The 18,148-nt window shown below is 32.1% G+C and carries 18 protein-coding genes; 7 read left to right on the forward strand and 11 right to left on the reverse strand.

Annotated elements, in window-relative coordinates:
• Nucleotides 1-3: 3 nt before the first annotated feature.
• Nucleotides 4-1,113 (reverse strand): DNA-processing protein DprA, encoded by a 1,110-nt coding sequence (dprA, locus tag Q361_RS06730; RefSeq protein WP_103726008.1) that lies wholly within the window; start codon nucleotides 1,111-1,113, stop codon nucleotides 4-6.
• Between the two features lie 102 nt (nucleotides 1,114-1,215).
• Between dprA and Q361_RS06735 the strand changes: the two genes are divergently transcribed.
• The 5 genes from Q361_RS06735 to Q361_RS06755 all read left to right on the forward strand — a co-directional run bounded on the left by Q361_RS06735 (nucleotide 1,216) and on the right by Q361_RS06755 (nucleotide 7,848).
• Entirely contained in the window at nucleotides 1,216-2,352 is a 1,137-nt protein-coding gene (locus Q361_RS06735) for an HU domain-containing protein (RefSeq protein ID WP_103725957.1), read from the forward strand.
• A 149-nt stretch (nucleotides 2,353-2,501) separates the two neighbouring features.
• Nucleotides 2,502-4,577, forward strand: coding sequence for a M43 family zinc metalloprotease (locus Q361_RS06740; RefSeq protein ID WP_103725958.1), 2,076 nt, complete (start codon nucleotides 2,502-2,504; stop codon nucleotides 4,575-4,577).
• Nucleotides 4,578-4,591: 14 nt separating this feature from the next.
• The gene (locus tag Q361_RS06745; protein ID WP_103725959.1) at nucleotides 4,592-5,545 is read left to right on the forward strand and encodes a bifunctional riboflavin kinase/FAD synthetase; all 954 of its coding nucleotides are present in this window, start codon (nucleotides 4,592-4,594) and stop codon (nucleotides 5,543-5,545) included.
• Nucleotides 5,546-5,559: 14 nt separating this feature from the next.
• Nucleotides 5,560-6,654, forward strand: coding sequence for a biotin synthase BioB (bioB, locus tag Q361_RS06750; protein WP_103725960.1), 1,095 nt, complete (start codon nucleotides 5,560-5,562; stop codon nucleotides 6,652-6,654).
• Between the two features lie 30 nt (nucleotides 6,655-6,684).
• Complete coding sequence (locus tag Q361_RS06755) at nucleotides 6,685-7,848, forward strand: beta-ketoacyl synthase N-terminal-like domain-containing protein (protein ID WP_103725961.1); 1,164 nt, start codon at nucleotides 6,685-6,687, stop codon at nucleotides 7,846-7,848.
• A gap of 1 nt (nucleotide 7,849) precedes the next feature.
• On the opposite strand, the gene Q361_RS06760 is transcribed toward Q361_RS06755, so the two are convergent.
• The 10 genes from Q361_RS06760 to Q361_RS06805 form a co-directional block, all read right to left on the reverse strand.
• Entirely contained in the window at nucleotides 7,850-8,332 is a 483-nt protein-coding gene (locus tag Q361_RS06760; RefSeq protein ID WP_317047135.1) for a regulatory protein RecX, read from the reverse strand.
• Nucleotides 8,333-8,431: 99 nt separating this feature from the next.
• Nucleotides 8,432-9,316 carry a DUF3078 domain-containing protein gene (locus Q361_RS06765; protein ID WP_103725962.1) on the reverse strand — a complete coding sequence of 295 codons (885 nt, stop codon included), beginning with the start codon at nucleotides 9,314-9,316 and terminating at the stop codon, nucleotides 8,432-8,434.
• Nucleotides 9,317-9,390: 74 nt separating this feature from the next.
• Entirely contained in the window at nucleotides 9,391-9,894 is a 504-nt protein-coding gene (locus Q361_RS06770; RefSeq protein WP_103725963.1) for a DUF2480 family protein, read from the reverse strand.
• Between the two features lie 18 nt (nucleotides 9,895-9,912).
• Nucleotides 9,913-10,236, reverse strand: coding sequence for an SUF system Fe-S cluster assembly protein (locus Q361_RS06775; RefSeq protein WP_103725964.1), 324 nt, complete (start codon nucleotides 10,234-10,236; stop codon nucleotides 9,913-9,915).
• A 1-nt stretch (nucleotide 10,237) separates the two neighbouring features.
• Nucleotides 10,238-10,981: a hypothetical protein gene (locus tag Q361_RS06780; protein WP_146046986.1), complete on the reverse strand. Its 744-nt coding sequence runs from the start codon at nucleotides 10,979-10,981 to the stop codon at nucleotides 10,238-10,240.
• Nucleotides 10,982-10,985: 4 nt separating this feature from the next.
• On the reverse strand, nucleotides 10,986-11,405 hold the full coding sequence (locus Q361_RS06785) for a SufE family protein (protein ID WP_103725966.1): 420 nt from the start codon (nucleotides 11,403-11,405) through the stop codon (nucleotides 10,986-10,988).
• Between the two features lie 2 nt (nucleotides 11,406-11,407).
• Nucleotides 11,408-11,839, reverse strand: a complete 432-nt coding sequence (locus Q361_RS06790) for a hypothetical protein (protein WP_146046987.1) — start codon at nucleotides 11,837-11,839, stop codon at nucleotides 11,408-11,410.
• A gap of 107 nt (nucleotides 11,840-11,946) precedes the next feature.
• Nucleotides 11,947-13,161, reverse strand: coding sequence for an aminotransferase class V-fold PLP-dependent enzyme (locus Q361_RS06795; RefSeq protein WP_103725968.1), 1,215 nt, complete (start codon nucleotides 13,159-13,161; stop codon nucleotides 11,947-11,949).
• A 62-nt stretch (nucleotides 13,162-13,223) separates the two neighbouring features.
• The gene (locus Q361_RS06800) at nucleotides 13,224-14,393 is read right to left on the reverse strand and encodes a hypothetical protein (protein ID WP_103725969.1); all 1,170 of its coding nucleotides are present in this window, start codon (nucleotides 14,391-14,393) and stop codon (nucleotides 13,224-13,226) included.
• Nucleotides 14,380-15,369, reverse strand: coding sequence for a DUF2157 domain-containing protein (locus Q361_RS06805; protein ID WP_103725970.1), 990 nt, complete (start codon nucleotides 15,367-15,369; stop codon nucleotides 14,380-14,382). The genes Q361_RS06800 and Q361_RS06805 overlap by 14 nt, the downstream gene beginning before the upstream one ends.
• Nucleotides 15,370-15,460: 91 nt before the next feature.
• On the opposite strand from Q361_RS06805, the gene Q361_RS06810 reads away from it, so the two are divergent.
• Both Q361_RS06810 and Q361_RS06815 read left to right on the forward strand, forming a co-directional pair.
• Nucleotides 15,461-16,813 carry a serine hydrolase domain-containing protein gene (locus tag Q361_RS06810; RefSeq protein ID WP_103725971.1) on the forward strand — a complete coding sequence of 451 codons (1,353 nt, stop codon included), beginning with the start codon at nucleotides 15,461-15,463 and terminating at the stop codon, nucleotides 16,811-16,813.
• Complete coding sequence (locus Q361_RS06815) at nucleotides 16,813-18,147, forward strand: deoxyguanosinetriphosphate triphosphohydrolase (protein ID WP_103725972.1); 1,335 nt, start codon at nucleotides 16,813-16,815, stop codon at nucleotides 18,145-18,147. Before Q361_RS06810 ends, Q361_RS06815 begins: the two co-directional genes overlap by 1 nt.
• Nucleotide 18,148 lies beyond the last annotated feature (1 nt).

An 18,148-nucleotide genomic window follows, 5' to 3' on the forward strand; every position in this document is an offset into this window, starting at 1 on the left:
ATTTTATATTGCCTCAAAGAGTTTTCCGGGTAATGGTTTTATTACGCCTTTGAGTTCCATAGTAAGTAATATAGATGATATTTTAAAGATAGGCATCTCACAATCAAGAGCAATTACATCGAGTAATTGCTTTCCGTTTTTTTGTAGATATTCATAGATTTTTTGTTCATCGCTACTCAACTCTACAAACAACTGTTTTTGAATAACTTTTTTATTCTCTACAACGGCGTCATGTTCCCAATTAAGAATATAAACCATGTCTGAAGCAGAAGTAATCAAATGTGCTTGTTGCGTTTTAATAAGCATATTACAACCTTGGCTGTATTTGTCTGTACTTCTTCCAGGTACTGCAAAAACATCTCTGTTGTAGTCGTTTGCTATCGCAGCGGTAATGAGTGAGCCACCTTTGTCGGCACTTTCTATTACTAAAGTAGCTTCGGCAATACCTGCTACAATACGATTTCTTTTTACAAAATTTTCTTTATCAGGATTAGTATTACTCCAAAATTCGGTAATAAAACCACCATTCTGTTCCATCTTAGAAACATACTTTTTGTGTGTTTTTGGATATATTTGATTAAGTCCGTGAGCCAATACACCAATTGTTTGCAATCCAAAATCCATGGCGCATTGATGAGCCCAAATATCTACACCATAGGCAAATCCTGAAACGATAATTGGTTTATAAGGTGCAATATCGGCAATGAAATTTTTACAAAAATCAATGCCATAACTTGTAATTTGCCGAGTACCTACAATGCTTATTATTTTTTGATTTTGCCAATCTATAGTGCCTGTATAAAACAATAAAACGGGGGCATCTATGCAGTGTTTTAATTTTTCGGGGTAGTCATCATCAAAAAAGTAACTTACTTGTATGTTTTCAGAGGTAATATATTCTAATTCTTTTTGAGCAAGATGAAAAACATGTTTGTTGGCAAGGTTTTTTATCAATATAGTACCAACACCATCAATTTTTTTTAATTGTTCTGCAGAACATTGAAATACTTCTTGGGCAGAACCACAGTGCGATATTAATTTCTTGGCCATAATATCGCCAATGCCTTCTATTTTTAATAATGCTAGGGTATAATATAATGCTTCTTGTTTCATGGTAGATAAAATTACTTGTGCAAAATAGGTTAAAAAAATCATTACTAAAAAAATATATAGTATATTTGGTTTCCAAATTATAACCTACATAAATCATTCGCCATGAAATTAGAGGAACACATCTCGCAATTGCTCTACAGATATCAATGTGTAACCATACCAGGGTTTGGTGCTTTTTTAACCGAAGTAAAATCGGCACAAGTACACCAAGAGTCTCATGCGTTTTATCCACCCAAAAAAGTAATTTCTTTTAATGCGTATTTAAAAAACAATGATGGCTTGTTGGCCAATTATATATCGTTGTCTGAAAGAATTTCTTATGAAGTAGCCATTGCAAAAATTGAAAATGAAGTATTCAATTGGAAACAAACTTTGTATCAAAAAGGCGTATTATACTTAAAAAACATAGGAGAAATATCTTTAAATAGCGAACAAAATTTAGTGTTTGAACCTTCGGAACAAGTAAATTATCAAACTGAATCTTTTGGTCTTACTTCTTATGTTTCACCTACTATACAACGAAAAGAAACTATTTATGTAGAAGAAGAAATACCTGCTGAATCTATTGTGCTTACTCCAGTACAAAAACCTATTGAAAAGCAAGAAGCACCTAGCACTTCAGTGTCAAATACAATCAATAGTAAAACTACAGTTACAGAAAACGTTACAGAAAAAGACGAATCAGACACGAATGCATGGCTTAAATACGCGGCCTTGTTTTTACTAGGAGGAGGACTTATCTACGCTAGTATTTATTATGGAAATAATTATTATAATACCAAAGCGCAACAAGAAACCGTAGCCGTAAAAAACAAAGTAAAGCAACAAGTAGATCAAAAAATACAAGAAGCTACATTTGCAGTAGAAAACCCTTTGCCAACAACTACGCTAGCAGTAGATAAAGATGCTACAGTAACTAATGCTGAGACCAAAACTGAGACCAAAACAAAATCTACTACTAATACAAAAGATAAACCTGTTTCTACACCATTAAATAATGCAAAAGAGTATTCGTATCATGTAGTAGCGGGTGCTTTTAAAAATGAGCAAAACGCCGAAAAAGAATTGCAAAATTTAATAAAAAAAGGATTTCCTGCTAGAAAATCAATCTCAAAACGCAATGGGTTATATCCTGTATTTTATGGTAGTTATTCTAGTCAATCAGAAGCCGAAAAAGCACTTTCTACCATAAAGAATACCGAAAACAAAGAGGCTTGGATTCTACATCAAACTTTGTAAAACACTTTATTTTTAAAGAAAATATTCATTAATATTAGAGCCTGCTTTAAATTAAATAAAATAAAATTTAAACAGGCTCTAATATTTTTTTTTAAAAATAAATATTGGTTTTTAAAAATCTATTATATTTGGGGAAAATTTAAGATTCAATGAATAAAATTACATTATTATTAATTTTCTCCTTAAGCCTACTTGGTTTTTCACAATCTGACAAGAAAAAAGTTGTGTTTGGAGAACAAATAGAAACATCTCCAAATGGATACATTAGATGTGCAACTGATGAATATGAAAGATATTTAAAGAAAATTTACCCTAAAAGAGCTACAACTGAAGAGTTTGAAACTTGGTTAGCACCATTAATTCAAAACTACAAGCACCTACAAACAGTTAGTTCGCAAAGTGGTGGTATCATTTACATACCTGTTGTTGTACACGTTATACACAATGGAGATGCTTACGGAACCAACGAAAACATTACTGATGAGCAAGTACAATCTCAAATTACAGTAATGACTCAAGATTACAGAAAAATGATTAATACACCTGGATATAATACGAATCCTGTTGGTGCTGACACTCAAATTGAATTTGTTTTAGCAAAAGTTGACCCAAATGGCAATCCAACAAACGGTATTGATCGAGTTAATTTATGTCAAAATTCTTGGTCTGATACAGATATAGACGGAATAGTAAAACCAAGTACTATTTGGGATCCTACACAATACATGAATATGTGGAGTGTAAACTTTTCAGACAGTACTTTATTAGGCTATGCGCAATTTCCAGATGCTTCTGGCCTAGCAGGGCTAAGTGCTTCTGGAGGTGCTGCTGACACTGACGGTGTAGTAGCTGGCTACAAGTATTTTGGAAGTTCAGATTTAAGTTCTGGGGCTTTTCAAGCACCTTTTGATAAAGGAAGAACTATGACACATGAAGTTGGTCACTTTTTAGGATTAAGACATATTTGGGGAGACTCATCTACATGCCCTAGCACAAATGTATCAACAAACAAAGATTACTGCGCAGATACTCCGGCAGCGGCAGCAGCTAATTTTAATTGCCCAACTGGAACAGATTCTTGTCCTAGTACTCCAGGAGTTGATATGATTGAGAATTATATGGATTACACCGATGATGCTTGTATGAATATCTTTACGCAAAATCAAAAAGATAGAATAACAGTAATAATGAATAATGCTCCGAGAAGAGCATCTTTGAAAACTTCAACAAAAGATGTAGCTATAGCTTTGTTTGCTAACGATGCCGAAGTAAAAATAGAAAATCTTTGTGAAGCAGTAAGCCCTAGCTGTGCTAATCCAAATGGTTCGCTACCAAACAAAATTATATCTTTGTATAATAGAGGTACTTCGAATTTGACTTCAGCTACAATTAGCTACAATATTAATGGAGGAACAAACTTAACTCAAAATTGGACTGGAAGTTTAGCTCCTAATAAGTTTGCATATGTAACTTTGGCAAATTCTAGTGCAAATGGAACTTTTAATGTTTCAATAACATCTGTAAATGGAACATCAGACCAAAGAGCAAGTAATAATACTGCATCAAAAGCCTTTAACTTTACAATTTCTCCTGTAGCTTATGCTAATGCAACAACTTTTACCTTTAATCTAGTTGGTGATAGATATGGAGCTGAAACTACTTGGAATCTAAAAAATCAAGCTGGAACTATATTATATTATGGTGGCCCTTACAACAATTTAAGTTCTAATGGTACTCAAAATTTAGTTACAAATCAATCTTGGGCTCTTAGTGCAAATGGATGTTATTATTTAACTGTAAATGACTCTTATGGCGATGGTATTGTAAGCGGTTATGGCAATGGTTATTATACTGTTACTGCGAATAGTGGTGCAAATGTTTTAGTAAACGTAACTGACTTTACAGGGCCCGGAGGTAATAGCCCTATTTCAAGAATTAGTTATTTTACAAATAACGCTAATTTAAGTACTGAAAATTTTGAGTTTGCAAGCAATATATATGTATATCCAAACCCTTCAAAAAATGAAATCAATATTTCAATACCTGATGGTTTAGACTTACCAAATAGTATATCAATTACCAATAGTTTAGGACAAACCATTTTAACAAACAAAGCATTAAATAACAATCTTACTATAAACACTTCTTCTTTAAGTAATGGTGTTTATTTTATTACTATGTTTAGTGACAAATACACTAAAACATTAAGATTTATTAAAGAATAAAAAAACTTATTATAATGAAAAAGGATTGGAGTTATTCAATCCTTTTTTTATTTAATTTTGTAGTTAATTTGAAAGAAAATAATATCTCCGTATTTACTTTAGGAACTTTTGACGGCGTACATTTAGGTCATCAAAAAATTATTCGTAAAATTGTAAATGATGCTCAAGATATAAATGCGAAAAGTGTTGTTTTTACTTTTTTTCCGCATCCAAAATCAGTGCTTACTTCATCAGAAATTATTAAAACAATAAATACTATTGATGAACGCATCGCTTTATTGAAAAAATTCGGAATTGACCTAGTTCATGTTCAAGAATTCACTCAAGAATTCTCAAACTTAGAAGCCGAAGATTTTGTAAAAACTTATTTAGTTGATACATTTCATGTAAAAAAAGCTATTATTGGTTATGATCATAAATTTGGAAAAAATAGATCAGCAACAATTCACGATTTGGAAAATTTTGGAAAAAAATACCATTTTGAAGTCGAACAAATATCGGTGGAAGAAACAAACCACTTAGCTGTAAGCTCAAGCAGAATAAGGCAAGCTATCTCAAATGGAAATATAGAAGAAGCTAATATGTTATTAGGTTATACTTATTTTTTCTCTGGAAAAGTTATTCAAGGCAATCAACTTGGTAGAACTATTGAGTTTCCAACGGCTAATATTTTTGTAGAGGAAAACTACAAACTGTTACCCAAACATGGTGTATATATAGTACAGAGTACAATTGAACAAAAAGTTTATTACGGACTCATGAATATTGGGGTAAAACCCACAGTAAATGGAGTGCAAGAAAGTATTGAGGTACATTTTTTAAATCTCGATAAAGATTTGTATCATTGTACACTTAAAATTGAAGTAATTTCTTTTATTAGAAATGAACAAAAATTTGAATCTATAGAAGCTTTAAAACAACAAATTAACGCTGACAAACAATACGCATTACGCTTTTTAAACAAATAGCCTAAAAGTTTTATATGATAACAACAAGACATAATTGGACCAAAGAAGAAATAATTGCTATATACAACAAACCCTTAATGGATTTGCTCTATGAAGCATCCACGATACACAGACAGCACCACGATCCAAATGTAGTGCAAGTATCTACATTGCTTTCTATAAAAACAGGAGCTTGCCCCGAAGATTGTGGGTATTGCCCTCAAGCTGCACGCTATCATACAAATATTGAAGGAAATGATTTAATGAGTGTTTCGCAAGTAAAAGCACAAGCTCTTAGAGCCAAAGCAAGCGGATCTTCGAGAGTTTGCATGGGTGCTGCATGGCGTAATGTAAAAGACGGCCCAGAGTTTGACGAAGTATTAGAAATGGTACGCACAATAAACAAACTCGACATGGAAGTTTGCTGTACACTCGGAATGCTTACCGAGAATCAAGCAAAAAGATTGGCAGAAGCTGGTTTATATGCTTACAATCACAACTTAGACACGTCTGAAGAATATTATAAAGAAGTTATTTCTACACGAGGTTATGAAGATCGTATCAAAACAATAGAAAATGTAAGAAAAACAAATGTTACCGTATGTAGCGGTGGTATTATTGGCATGGGCGAAAGTATAGAAGACCGTGCAGGTATGCTCGTTGCTCTTTCTACTTTGAATCCTCAGCCAGAATCTGTACCTATAAATGCTTTGGTTGCTGTAGAAGGAACTCCGCTAGAAGATGAAAAACCTGTAGAAATTTGGGAAATGATTCGTATGGTAGCAACCACCAGAATAGTAATGCCCGAAACACAAGTACGCCTTTCGGCAGGTAGAACCGAAATGAGTAGAGAAGGTCAAGCTATGTGCTTTTTTGCAGGAGCAAACTCTATTTTTGCAGGCGATAAGTTGCTTACAACACCAAATCCAGATGTAAATGAGGACATGAAAATGTTTGAAATTTTAGGATTAAAACCTCAAAAACCTTTCATAAAAATAATGCAACCCAAAACCGTAGAGGCTCAAGATTCTGCTTATTCATCTTTGGGAGAAAAACCAAAATGGACAAGACCAGAGCATACTATAGAACGAAATCTAGAAGCGATCAAAAAAAACAAGGAAGTTTTGTAAATATGTTTCGATAGTTTCAAACTGAAAACCATGTTAAAACAAAAAATAGCCATAACTGGTTTTGCATCTGTATCTGCCCTCGGAGAACATGAACCTGATATTTGGCAAAAATATCTTTCAAACCAATCAAATATTATTGCTGTTGATTTTGACAAGCAAGAATATTTAGTGGTTCGTTTTCCAAATGATGTAAAAGAAAATTTAGCTCGTTTTACGTTAGCAAACTCCAAATACAAAAACCTAGACAGCAGTGTTATTGCAGCTATGTATACTGCTGAAAAAGCTATAGCGCAAACAGGTTGGAAAAACACCGCAGAAATAGGTGTTAATATCGGTTCATCTCGAGGTGCGACTCATTTGTTTGAAAAATATCATGAAGATTTTTTAATAAATAAAACAGCTCAAACCCTTGTTTCCCCTACAACAACCTTAGGTAACATTGCTACTTGGGTGGCACATCATATAAAATCTGAATCGATTGCGATTTCACATTCTATAACTTGTTCAACTTCTTTACAAGCTATTGCTAATGCTGCTGCATGGTTACAATCGGGTATGAGTACTCAGTTTGTGGTAGGTGGTAGCGAGGCTCCTCTTACCGCTTTTACTTTAGCACAAATGCGTGCTTTAAAAATATACGCTCAAAAAAGCACTTCAATCTATCCGTGTCAGGCATTAAATTTTTCAAAAAAATACAATTCTATGGTTCTAGGCGAAGGGGCTGCAACAGCTTGCTTAGAATTAGGAGAAAAAGAAAATGCTCTAGCCTATATTACGGGTATTGGATATGCAACCGAAAGTTTAGAACACAATACATCTATATCTACCAATGGCATTTGTTTTCAAAAAGCGATGCGTATGGCTTTAAAAGGATTTAATCCTGCAAACGTAGACGCCATAGTAATGCATGCTCCTGGAACTATAAAAGGCGATTTGGCAGAGTATGAAGCGGTAAAATCTGTTTTTGGTAATACAATACCTTTTTTAACCTCAAATAAATGGAAAATTGGGCATACTTTTGGAGCTTCGGGAATTTTAAGTTTAGAACTTGCTTTGCTTATGATACGGAATAATACTTACATAAAAGTGCCATACATACAAAGTACTATTCCAAATAGAGATATAAAAAACGTTTTGATAAATGCTGTGGGATTTGGCGGAAATGCTGTATCTATTCTAATTTCAAAACACTAGACTAGTTCGTTTTTTCAAGTTCAATCACTTTGTCATACACACAATGACTTTCCCAACCTTTTCTTAATAAAGTATCACAAAATTTTTTTCGCTTTTTTAAATCATTTTTTTCAATAATGGTATCCCATATTTTTTGAGAAAGTTCTTCAAAAGTGTTGGTGTAATCAATATCTGTAATTTCTTTTAATGATTTTGCAATAAGATATTCTGAAATATTACGAGCTTTAAGCTCGGTTTTAATGCGAATTTTTCCCCATTTTTTTTGATGAAACTTACTTATTGTAAACAAACACGCAAATCGTTCTTCGTTTAAAAAATTATTTTCAAGCAAATGCACTACAACCTTATCTATTTCTGTAGCTGATGCACCTAGTATTTTTAACTTTTGAATTACTTCTTGATGACAACGCTCTTGGTAAGCACAATAATGCTCTAACTTACTTTGAAGTTGCTCTAAAGAATGTATAGAATTTATTTTATTCAAAACTTAAGTACTTGTAAGTGTTTTTTAGAAACAAAAGTATATAAAAAAGTCGTTTCACAATTTATGAAACGACTTTATAAAAATTATTTTAAACGCGTATTAAAACCCGTAATTTAAACCTAAACCAATTACTTGACGTGTTTGAAAACCTCTAAAAGCATTATCATCATAAATAGTTTGATATGCAAAATTGGTAGATAAATACTTGTTTATTTTCATAGAAATATTCAATGTATAATCTAAATCTACATTTTGTGGATCTTCTAAATAATTAGAATATAAATTCAGAATATTTTCGCAGGTGATGTTTTCTGCCAATTGAAATTTGTAATAACCACTTAATGCAGCACCAAATTCAAATCGAGTTGTTTTACCTTGTTCTACACCAAATGATGGACCAAACTCTGTAAAATGGCTATGTACTAATATTACTTTTGAAGTTGCTGGCGCAATATTCACTTTTAAATTATCGCTTTTTTTCCACAACATACATGGACCAAATTGCAAATAAGCCGGTGAAAAGAAATGCGAAGTTTTAACACCGCCTTCAAATCCAGAGTCAAACTGAGTTTTAAAGTTTACAAATCCAGAATAAAACCAATATCCCGATGCTTTTTTACCTATTAAGGAATTAAATTGTAAACGGTCGTCTGATTTTTGCAAATCTTGGTCTTTTATTTTTGTTAAACCATAACCAATAATAAGTTTATTATCCCAATTCCAATTGCTGTTTTTATAGTTGAAATCGTAGTTTACACCTATATTACCCGATACATTACTTTGTCCACCAGCAGTCCAGTTGTTAAACGTTGCTTGATTTGCTAAAAAAGTAAACAAACCTTTTTTTGTCCAACCATTTGGTTTTTCTTCTGAAGATTTAGCGATAGCCTCTTCATTTTTCTTTAAATTATCTTTTTCGTTTTGCTGAGCAGAAACAGTATAGAAGTTTAGTAGTACTAAAGCTCCAAGAATTATTTTTTTCATGTATTTGTTTTTAAAATTTGCGAGCGCAAAGGTATAAATTGGTTTATATAGATACTATAGTAAAAATGTAGAATTTAGACTACTTTTTTGTACAATGGAACCGCCGAACAAGCTTCGCCATACATAATACTTTTTGCTACTTTTTGAAGATGTTGTAATGCTATAATATAGGCTTCATTGGGCACAGCTTTTTTGGAACAACCTTTTAAAATAACTGGTTTATCTTGGTATAGTGTGTAATCTAATGTGGCTAACTTATCTTGATAGTATTGCACTAAAATATCTTTGCTTGTGCCTTCGCACACAAAACTAGCATACGGAATTACATACGATGCTACCAAAATTTTTGCCCATGCGGGCAAAATAGCTTCGGTGGTACAAGTTATCGCTACAAATTTATTTTGGTATTGCTCCCAATTGTGTTGTGATAACTTGGTTCTAAAATCTTTTTCTTTAAGAATAAAACCCTCTTCAAGCCAAATAGAAATGTCCATTTCAACAACAGAAGCCTTAGGAAAATAATCTTCTAAATCAAAAACCTCAAGTTTTGATTGCGCTACTTTGTTTACAATTTCCATGTTATTATGAATTGGTTTTTATAGCATTCCTAATTCTAGCTTTGCTTCTTCGCTCATTAAATCTTTACTCCACGGCGGATCGAAAGTAATTTCTACTTCGCAAGATTTAACCTCATTTATAGATTTAATTTTTTCTTCTACCTCTTGTGGTAAAGTTTCTGCAACTGGGCAATTAGGCGATGTAAGAGTCATGAGTATCTTTACGTCATTGTCTTCATTTATCATAACATCGTAAATAAGACCTAGCTCATAAATATCTACAGGTATTTCTGGGTCGTAAATGCCTTTTAGCACTTTTACCACATTTTCTCCTAGGTTTATTGTATCGTGAAATTCTTCCATTTTATTCGTATTTTACATCAATTAATTCATATATATCAAAATAATCTTCAAATTTCTCCACACCATATTCTGCATTTTTAAACAAATAAATGGGTGTTATTTTGGGGTCTAATAAAGCATTAAAATTAACTTCACTAACTACTACTTTGTTTTCAGCTCCATATGTGCTTAAAAAATATCCTTTTGTCTTATTTTCGTTTGAAAATTCAACGAATCCTGTTGATTTTTGAGAAACCAAGTCTCTTTGTTGGTCTGTAAATACATACAATACAGATTTGTTATAATCTATTGAAGATCGGTATGAAAATGAGCCAGGATATCTTGATTTTAAATATTTTTCGAATATTAGTTTTGCTTCATCATCGTTTCTGTTTATTTTAAAACTTGTTCTGTTTTTTTTGACACTATATTCGCCAGTTATTTTCTGAAAAGTATGATAAACCAAGCCCTCTAAAGCATTTTTGTACTGTTCATTTTCTAGAACAACGTCATAGTAAATTCTAGCGCATAGTTTTGTGGTATCGTTCGGATATTGTGCTGTACTGTATTGAATACCCTCAAAATGTTGTTTGACTATTGTAGTGTCTAAGAAAAAACATTTTTGTTGAAATAATATGTTTGGTTTTTGCTTGTACGTAAAAATAATTTTTTGAAATGAAGCAGGTGCTTTTTCAAATTTAAGTTGAGCAAACACACTAAGATTTACTAACAATACAATTAATGAGAATATGGCTTTTTTAAACATAATTTTATTTATTTTGACTAAATGCCAACGCATACATTTTTATTTGTTTTATCATAGAAACTAAACCATTCGCTCGCGTAGGCGACAAATGTTCTTTTAAACCTATTTCATCAATAAAATGAGTGTCTGCATCAAGTATTTTGGCCGCGCTTTGATTTGAAAAAACTCTTATTAATATTGCTATTATTCCTTTGGTTAAAATAGCATCGCTATCGGCTGTAAAAACAATATTCTCGTTTTGCTGTTCTGCATGCAACCATACTTTGGATTGGCAACCTTTTATTAAATTTTCTTCCGTTTTAAAGTTCTCATCAATAAGCGGAAGTGTTTTTCCTAAGTCGATTATATATTGATAGCGTTCTTCCCAATCTTCAAACATTGAAAACTCGTCTATTATTTCTTCTTGTATTGCTTTAATATCCATAATTATTCTTTATCGTTTTTAGATAAATCGACTACTTTATTTACAAAATCTTGTATTTCTACAGGTGGGTATCCATGATCGAAAGATGCGTTTTCATAATCTTTATCTTGATAATGAATGGTAATATTTGCAAATGCGGCTCCATCATACTGGCGTTTTTTGGTTGGTCCTTCATAACTGCTAAAGTTTTCCAAATCTATTTTTGAAAATAAATTAACCAATTCATTCCAATCGTTATCAGCTATTTTACGTGTTTCTCCTAGCCCTTCATCATTACGGTTTTTATTAATCGATATTTCTTGATTTTTAATGGTTATCTTTTGATAAAAACCTCGCGTAGTTGCTACATACGTTATGGTAGTATCTTGAATATCTTTTTGGCTACATCCTTTTAACATTATTAAAGAAAGTATTAGTGTGATAATTGTTTTCATATGCTAGGTATTTATGTGTTTGTTCATGTTTGATGCGGTATTGCTTATTTTTTCAAAATATTTATGCTTGCAATTGTGTTTTTAATAGCGATTGTAAATCATTACCTTTAGCTTAACATCATTTTTGCTTTTTTTAGGGCTACAACCAGCATATCAATTTCTTCTTTAGTATTATAAAAAGCAAAACTTGCTCTTACTGTACCTGGTATATTAAAAAAGTCCATAATAGGCTGTGTGCAGTGATGACCTGTGCGCACCGCTATACCCATCTTATCTATAATTGTGCCAATATCGTACGGATGTATTGCATCTATAATAAACGATAGTACAGAGGCTTTTTGTTGAGCCGTGCCAATAATTTTTAAACCTTCTATTTCTAGGAGCTTTGTTGTGGCATATTCTAATAAATCTTTTTCATAAGACGCTATAGCATCAAAACCTATGGTGTTTAAATATTCTATTGCTGTACCAAGAGCAATACCAGCCTCTATATTGGGTGTTCCTGCTTCAAATTTATGAGGCAGGTCGGCATAGGTGGTTTTGTTAAAAGTAACTGTAGCAATCATTTCGCCTCCACCTTGATAAGGGGGTAGTTTTTGGAGCCATTCTTCTTTTCCATACAGAATGCCAACTCCTGTAGGAGCACACATTTTATGACCCGAAAAAACATAAAAATCGCAATCAAGTTCTTGTACATCTGGTTTTAAATGAGGTACTGCTTGGGCTCCGTCTATCAAAACTGCTGCGCCAAATTGGTGTGCTTTGTCTATAATATATTTTATGGGATTTATAGTTCCAAGTGCATTAGAAATATGATTTACAGCTACTATTTTGGTTTTGTTGGATATTTGTTTTTCAAAATCGCTTAAAATAAGTTCTCCGTTTTCGTTAATAGGAATTACTTTAAGCAAAGCTCCTGTGCGCTCGCAAAGCATTTGCCAAGGCACAATATTACTGTGATGTTCTAAAGCTGAGATAAGTATTTCATCATCTTTTTGTAAATACTTTGTAAAACCATTTGCCACAGCATTAATACCATGTGTTGTACCTGCTGTAAAAATTACTTCATAATTATGTTTGGCATTGATATGTTTTTGCACAATGTTTCGTGCATTTTCATACGCATCGGTAGCCTTTTGACTTAATGTATGAACGCCTCTATGTATATTAGCGTTAATTTCTGTGTAATATTTTTGAATAGCATCTAGCACCACTTTGGGTTTTTGAGAAGTGGCTCCGTTATCAAAATAAACGAGGGGCTTGCCATTTACTTGCTGTGATAGCAAAGGAAAATCGGCTCTTATTTGGTCTATATCAAACATGTTATTTAGAAAAATTCTAAATACAAAGATAGTAATTTTAGTTTTTTACAAGCAATAGAACGTTAATAACTTTCGCCGCTACCACCGCCGCTAAATCCACCGCCACCAAACTCCATAGGTGATTCTTGTTTTAATGTGGTTGTAGTATCTATTTGGTGTAATAATAGTATATTTTTTAAAACATCAAAAGTCATCGGATTTATACTTTTATCGGGTAAGAAAGTAAATCCTTTTCTGTTATTTTTTATTTTTTGTATTAAAATGTAAGCTATAGAAAACAATACAACACCTGCAAGTATAAGTGCATATTCTGGTTCTAAAACAGCGTAGTAATATCTAATGGTGAGCACACTTAATGCAAAACAAAACACACTAATCCAAAGCATATAACGGTCTTTTGTTTTTAGAGCCCAATAAAAAATCATGATAGGAATCAAAAATGTAAGTACATAAAACAATATAGCAAAAGGAATGTCGCTATTGGGCTTTATTTCCAAATTCATAAAAGAAATCGCAACTTCTCTCACTGTATAATAATTAATAGAAACATAGGCTATTAAGACCGAAGAGTATTTAACTACGTGTAAAACATTTTGGTATAAATAACCCGATTCTTTCTTTGTAAAAACAAAGTATAGCCAAAGAAATAAAACGGAAACAAGTACTAGGAGTATCGGAAGCAAAAAAGGATTTAGTAATTTTTCTTCCAATACAAGGTATGATATAAAACTTACAACACCTAGCATTGTTAAAAATACACTCGGTGTATGCACATATCTTACAACACAAAAAATGCCAGATAAACTATAAACAAGTAATCCGAAAGCAACACTTTCTGTATATATACCAAATGAAAGGGCTGTAAATAAGTGTGCTCCCATTACGAATGAATCATCAAAACCAAATGCAAAGTAATTATTTCTATAAGCAATTTCTGATGCTCCATAACAAATTACAGCATACACAAAAAGCATTGCTTTATAAGACTCATTGCTTTCGGTAAAACCAGCAAAAATAAATAGAGATAGTATGCCAAATAGAGAAGAAAGCAAAAATAATCCTAACAGAAAAAACCCAATTCTTACCAAAATATTAGTATTTGTTTTAGTAATAACAAAATCTTGAACTGCTTTACTATATTGAATATCCGAAATGAGCATATTGCTTTTTAGCTCTTTTAAATCTTCTACCAAAAAAAGATTTTTTATCAGGTTGTAATTAAGCTTCGTCATGTTTGTGTGCATTAAATTTTTTAACAGCTTTTATAAAAAACACTATAGAAGCCAACAAATAAAAAGGCGTACAATACAATACTAACGCTGCCAAAAAATCTGTACTATACAAAATGGCTACGAGAATTTGGTTAAAGCCGATATAACCATATAATAGCGTAAATACATACAGTGCTATAGATTTGTATTGAAAACTTTTTTGGTAAAAATAATATGTGCTTGCAAGTAAAACTAAACAACACAACCACCAATATATATCGAAATTTAAACCACTTATACAAGCTACATTTATAATATGTACGGCAAACATTAAAAATACAAATCCAAAATGTAATTTAATTTTTGTTTTTACGGTAAAATACTCCCAAACCAATAAGATTATTCCAAATAAAATCGCAGAAAAAAGCACAGTCGTTTCATCTGTAAAACTTCCGTTAATAAATACATAAGAACTTAAACTTAAACCTACAAAAGTGGCAAAAGAACTTATACTGACTGTTAATGCGCTTGTGCTGTCAAAATAATACGCCATTATAACAGAAAAAATTCCTGCTAATAGACTAGAAACATTATAATTAGTATATTCTAATTTTAAATTATACTGAAAATAACCAATAAAAATGCACCCTAGCAAAGTAGTTAAAGTAACTAAGTAATCATACAAAGGATTTTTAAAGAAAAACTGTTCTTTTTGAAAACCATTAGCTTTTTTATAAGCAAAATAAAAACAAGCAACAGTACACACAAACAATGCAATTAATAATATTTGATGACCTATTGAATCTATGTTTTTATAAACTAAAACCCCTATCCCTGAAGTAAAAAATAAAACCGATACCGAAATTAGAAAAAGCAGTTCATTTCTTAGAGAAAACAGCCCCAATTTATTATAGCCGTCTATGGCATCTTTTTGTTTTTGAGTCAAAATATTTTTGGAAACAAAATACTGTAAAGCATATTCTTTAAAAAAACTCATACTTATCAACTTTAACCAAAGATAGAAATAAAATGCAAAATCTTGTATAAAACTTAGTATCTTGCTACAATTATATTAACGTATGTTTTTTATGAAAAAATTCTTAAAATACTTTGGCTTTGGGGTACTTATTTTTATTATTTATTTTGTAATTACCAGTTATCCAAAGCTAGATTTAATTTCTGGTTTTGCTTCAAAAAGCGTGGCATCGGCACATTTTATAGACAACAGACCTTTGAATCTTATAGAAAAAACAGACAATGACATTCCATTAGTAAAAAAAGCCTCAAACAGCATTGATGATAAAAATTTATGGGCAACTTCTTCTGTATTTGGACTCAAAGAAAGAAAAGCAATTTATAGAAAAGGCTTGGGTTGCACACTTATTGACGATACTTTTGATGTTAATGCACCTTATTTGGTTCCACATAGAGCCACAACAAAAACTTTATTATTTCCAAAAGGAAATGTAAAAAAAGATACTGTTTTTGCAAATATTGATTATAAAAAACTTCAAACAGCACTCAATAATGCGTTTGATGCCAAAGGAAAATCGACAAAAAAAACCCGTTCTGTTTTGGTAGTATATAACGATCATATTATTGCAGAAAAATATGCAGAAGGCTTTAACGAAAACTCCAAAATATTAGGTTGGTCTATGACAAAAAGCCTTACAGCCACCTTGTACGGTATATTACAACATCAAAATAAAATAAACATTACAAACCCTGTAAATTTAGCCGAATGGCAAAAAGACGAGCGTAAAAACATTACTTACAACGATTTACTACACATGAATTCTGGCTTAGAATGGGAAGAAGATTACACAAAAATTTCCGATGTAACACAAATGCTCTTTTTAGCCAAAAACATGGGGCAAGTACAAGCGGAAAAACCTAGCGTTGGAAAACCAAATCAAACATGGAACTATTCATCGGGAACAACCAATTTGCTTAGCTTATTATTAAGAAAACAATTCAAAACTCATCAAGAATATTTAGATTTTTGGTACAGTGCTTTACTAGACAAAATAGGCATGAACTCTGCTTTGGTAGAAGTTGATATGGCAGGCAATTATGTTGGATCGTCTTATGGCTGGGCAACCACTCGCGATTGGGCAAAGTTTGGATTACTCTATCTACATAAAGGAAACTGGTTTGGCGAACAAATTTTTTCTCCAGAGTGGGCAAAATATGTAGCAACACCTACACCTACTTCTGGCAATAGGTATGGTGCACATTTTTGGCTTAATGCTGGCGGAAAATTTCCAAATGTACCCAAAGAAATGTATTATTGTAGTGGATATCAAGGTCAAATGGTTGCTATTTTTCCAAATCATAATCTCGTTATCGTGCGAATGGGAACTAGCGAAGATTTTGATTTTGATACACTATTAAGCGAAATAATTAAAAGTATAAAACCAGAAAACACCAAATTGAAATGATGCAATGGGAAAAACTCTTGTCACTAAAAAGACAAGGAGATAAAAACAAAAGATTACGCATAAAGCAAGATGATTTAAGGCTTGGTTTTGATGTAGATTATGATCGTATCATTTTTTCGGCTGCTTTTAGAAGTTTGCAAGACAAAACACAAGTAATTCCTTTATCTAAAACCGATTTTGTACATACACGCCTTACCCACAGTTTGGAAGTTTCTGTTGTAGGGCGCTCTTTGGGTAGATTGGCCGGAAAAAAAATTCTTGAAAAATATTCCTATCTACAAGAAGAATATGGCTACCAAGCTACCGACTTTGGTACTATTGTAGCAGCAGCAGCACTAGCCCACGACATTGGTAATCCGCCTTTTGGTCATTCTGGAGAAAAAGCCATTGGTGAATATTTTTCTATTGGAAACGGACAAAAATTTAAAGATAATCTTACCCCAAAACAATGGCAAGACCTCATTGATTTTGAAGGAAATGCTAATGGTTTTTCTGTGCTTTCGGGCAGCAGACCTGGCGTAGAAGGTGGATTAAGGTTGTCTTATGCTACCTTGGGTGCTTTTATGAAATACCCAAAAGAAAGTTTGCCTAAAAAACCTACTACTGCCATTGCCGACAAAAAATATGGTTTTTTTCAAACAGATAAAGATTTTTTTATAGATGTTGCCCAAGAATTAGGACTCATTTATAACAAAACGGGAGAAGATATTGGTTACGAAAGACATCCATTGGCATATTTAGTAGAAGCCGCCGATGATATTTGTTATACCATTATTGATTTTGAAGATGGGATAAACTTAGGTTTGATTTCTGAAGATTTTGCATTAGAATATTTTATCAAATTAGTAAAAGGCACTATAGATACGCATAAATATAACTTGTTGCAAAACAAAGAAGACCGAATTAGTTATTTACGTGCCTTGGCTATTGGAAATTTAATACAAGATGCTGTTTCTATTTTTATAGAAAATGAAGAAGAAATAGTAAAAGGAAAATTTCCTTACGCCTTAATGGATAAGTCTCAATACAAAGCGCAAATGAAAGACATTATTACATTAAGCGTAGAAAAAATTTACCGAAGCCAAGAAGTTGTAGAAAAAGAAATAAAAGGATATCAGGTAATAAACACATTATTAGACGCTTTTATTACAGCCTACAATAATGAATATGAAAATAAAGCGACGAACTTTGATAATTTATTACTAAAAATACTTCCCGAAAAACATTTAGTAGAAAAAGAAAGTCTTTATGAACGATTATTACACATTTGTCATTTTGTATCGATGCTTACCGATGGAAAGGCTCTTATGTTTTATAAAATGATTAAAGAATAAT

The organism is Flavobacterium croceum DSM 17960 (assembly GCF_002917885.1).
GTDB lineage: Bacteria > Bacteroidota > Bacteroidia > Flavobacteriales > Flavobacteriaceae > Flavobacterium > Flavobacterium croceum.

Excerpts from the sequence above, each read along its gene's own strand:
- dprA (WP_103726008.1), bottom strand. The coding sequence starts at position 1,113 with ATGAAACAAGAAGCATTATATTATACCCTAGCATTATTAAAAATAGAA.
- Q361_RS06735 (WP_103725957.1), top strand. The coding sequence starts at position 1,216 with ATGAAATTAGAGGAACACATCTCGCAATTGCTCTACAGATATCAATGT.
- Q361_RS06740 (WP_103725958.1), top strand. The coding sequence starts at position 2,502 with ATGAATAAAATTACATTATTATTAATTTTCTCCTTAAGCCTACTTGGT.
- Q361_RS06745 (WP_103725959.1), top strand. The coding sequence starts at position 4,592 with ATGAAAAAGGATTGGAGTTATTCAATCCTTTTTTTATTTAATTTTGTA.
- bioB (WP_103725960.1), top strand. The coding sequence starts at position 5,560 with ATGATAACAACAAGACATAATTGGACCAAAGAAGAAATAATTGCTATA.
- Q361_RS06755 (WP_103725961.1), top strand. The coding sequence starts at position 6,685 with ATGTTAAAACAAAAAATAGCCATAACTGGTTTTGCATCTGTATCTGCC.
- Q361_RS06765 (WP_103725962.1), bottom strand. The coding sequence starts at position 9,316 with ATGAAAAAAATAATTCTTGGAGCTTTAGTACTACTAAACTTCTATACT.
- Q361_RS06770 (WP_103725963.1), bottom strand. The coding sequence starts at position 9,894 with ATGGAAATTGTAAACAAAGTAGCGCAATCAAAACTTGAGGTTTTTGAT.
- Q361_RS06775 (WP_103725964.1), bottom strand. The coding sequence starts at position 10,236 with ATGGAAGAATTTCACGATACAATAAACCTAGGAGAAAATGTGGTAAAA.
- Q361_RS06780 (WP_146046986.1), bottom strand. The coding sequence starts at position 10,981 with ATGTTTAAAAAAGCCATATTCTCATTAATTGTATTGTTAGTAAATCTT.
- Q361_RS06785 (WP_103725966.1), bottom strand. The coding sequence starts at position 11,405 with ATGGATATTAAAGCAATACAAGAAGAAATAATAGACGAGTTTTCAATG.
- Q361_RS06790 (WP_146046987.1), bottom strand. The coding sequence starts at position 11,839 with ATGAAAACAATTATCACACTAATACTTTCTTTAATAATGTTAAAAGGA.
- Q361_RS06795 (WP_103725968.1), bottom strand. The coding sequence starts at position 13,161 with ATGTTTGATATAGACCAAATAAGAGCCGATTTTCCTTTGCTATCACAG.
- Q361_RS06800 (WP_103725969.1), bottom strand. The coding sequence starts at position 14,393 with ATGACGAAGCTTAATTACAACCTGATAAAAAATCTTTTTTTGGTAGAA.
- Q361_RS06805 (WP_103725970.1), bottom strand. The coding sequence starts at position 15,369 with ATGAGTTTTTTTAAAGAATATGCTTTACAGTATTTTGTTTCCAAAAAT.
- Q361_RS06810 (WP_103725971.1), top strand. The coding sequence starts at position 15,461 with ATGAAAAAATTCTTAAAATACTTTGGCTTTGGGGTACTTATTTTTATT.
- Q361_RS06815 (WP_103725972.1), top strand. The coding sequence starts at position 16,813 with ATGCAATGGGAAAAACTCTTGTCACTAAAAAGACAAGGAGATAAAAAC.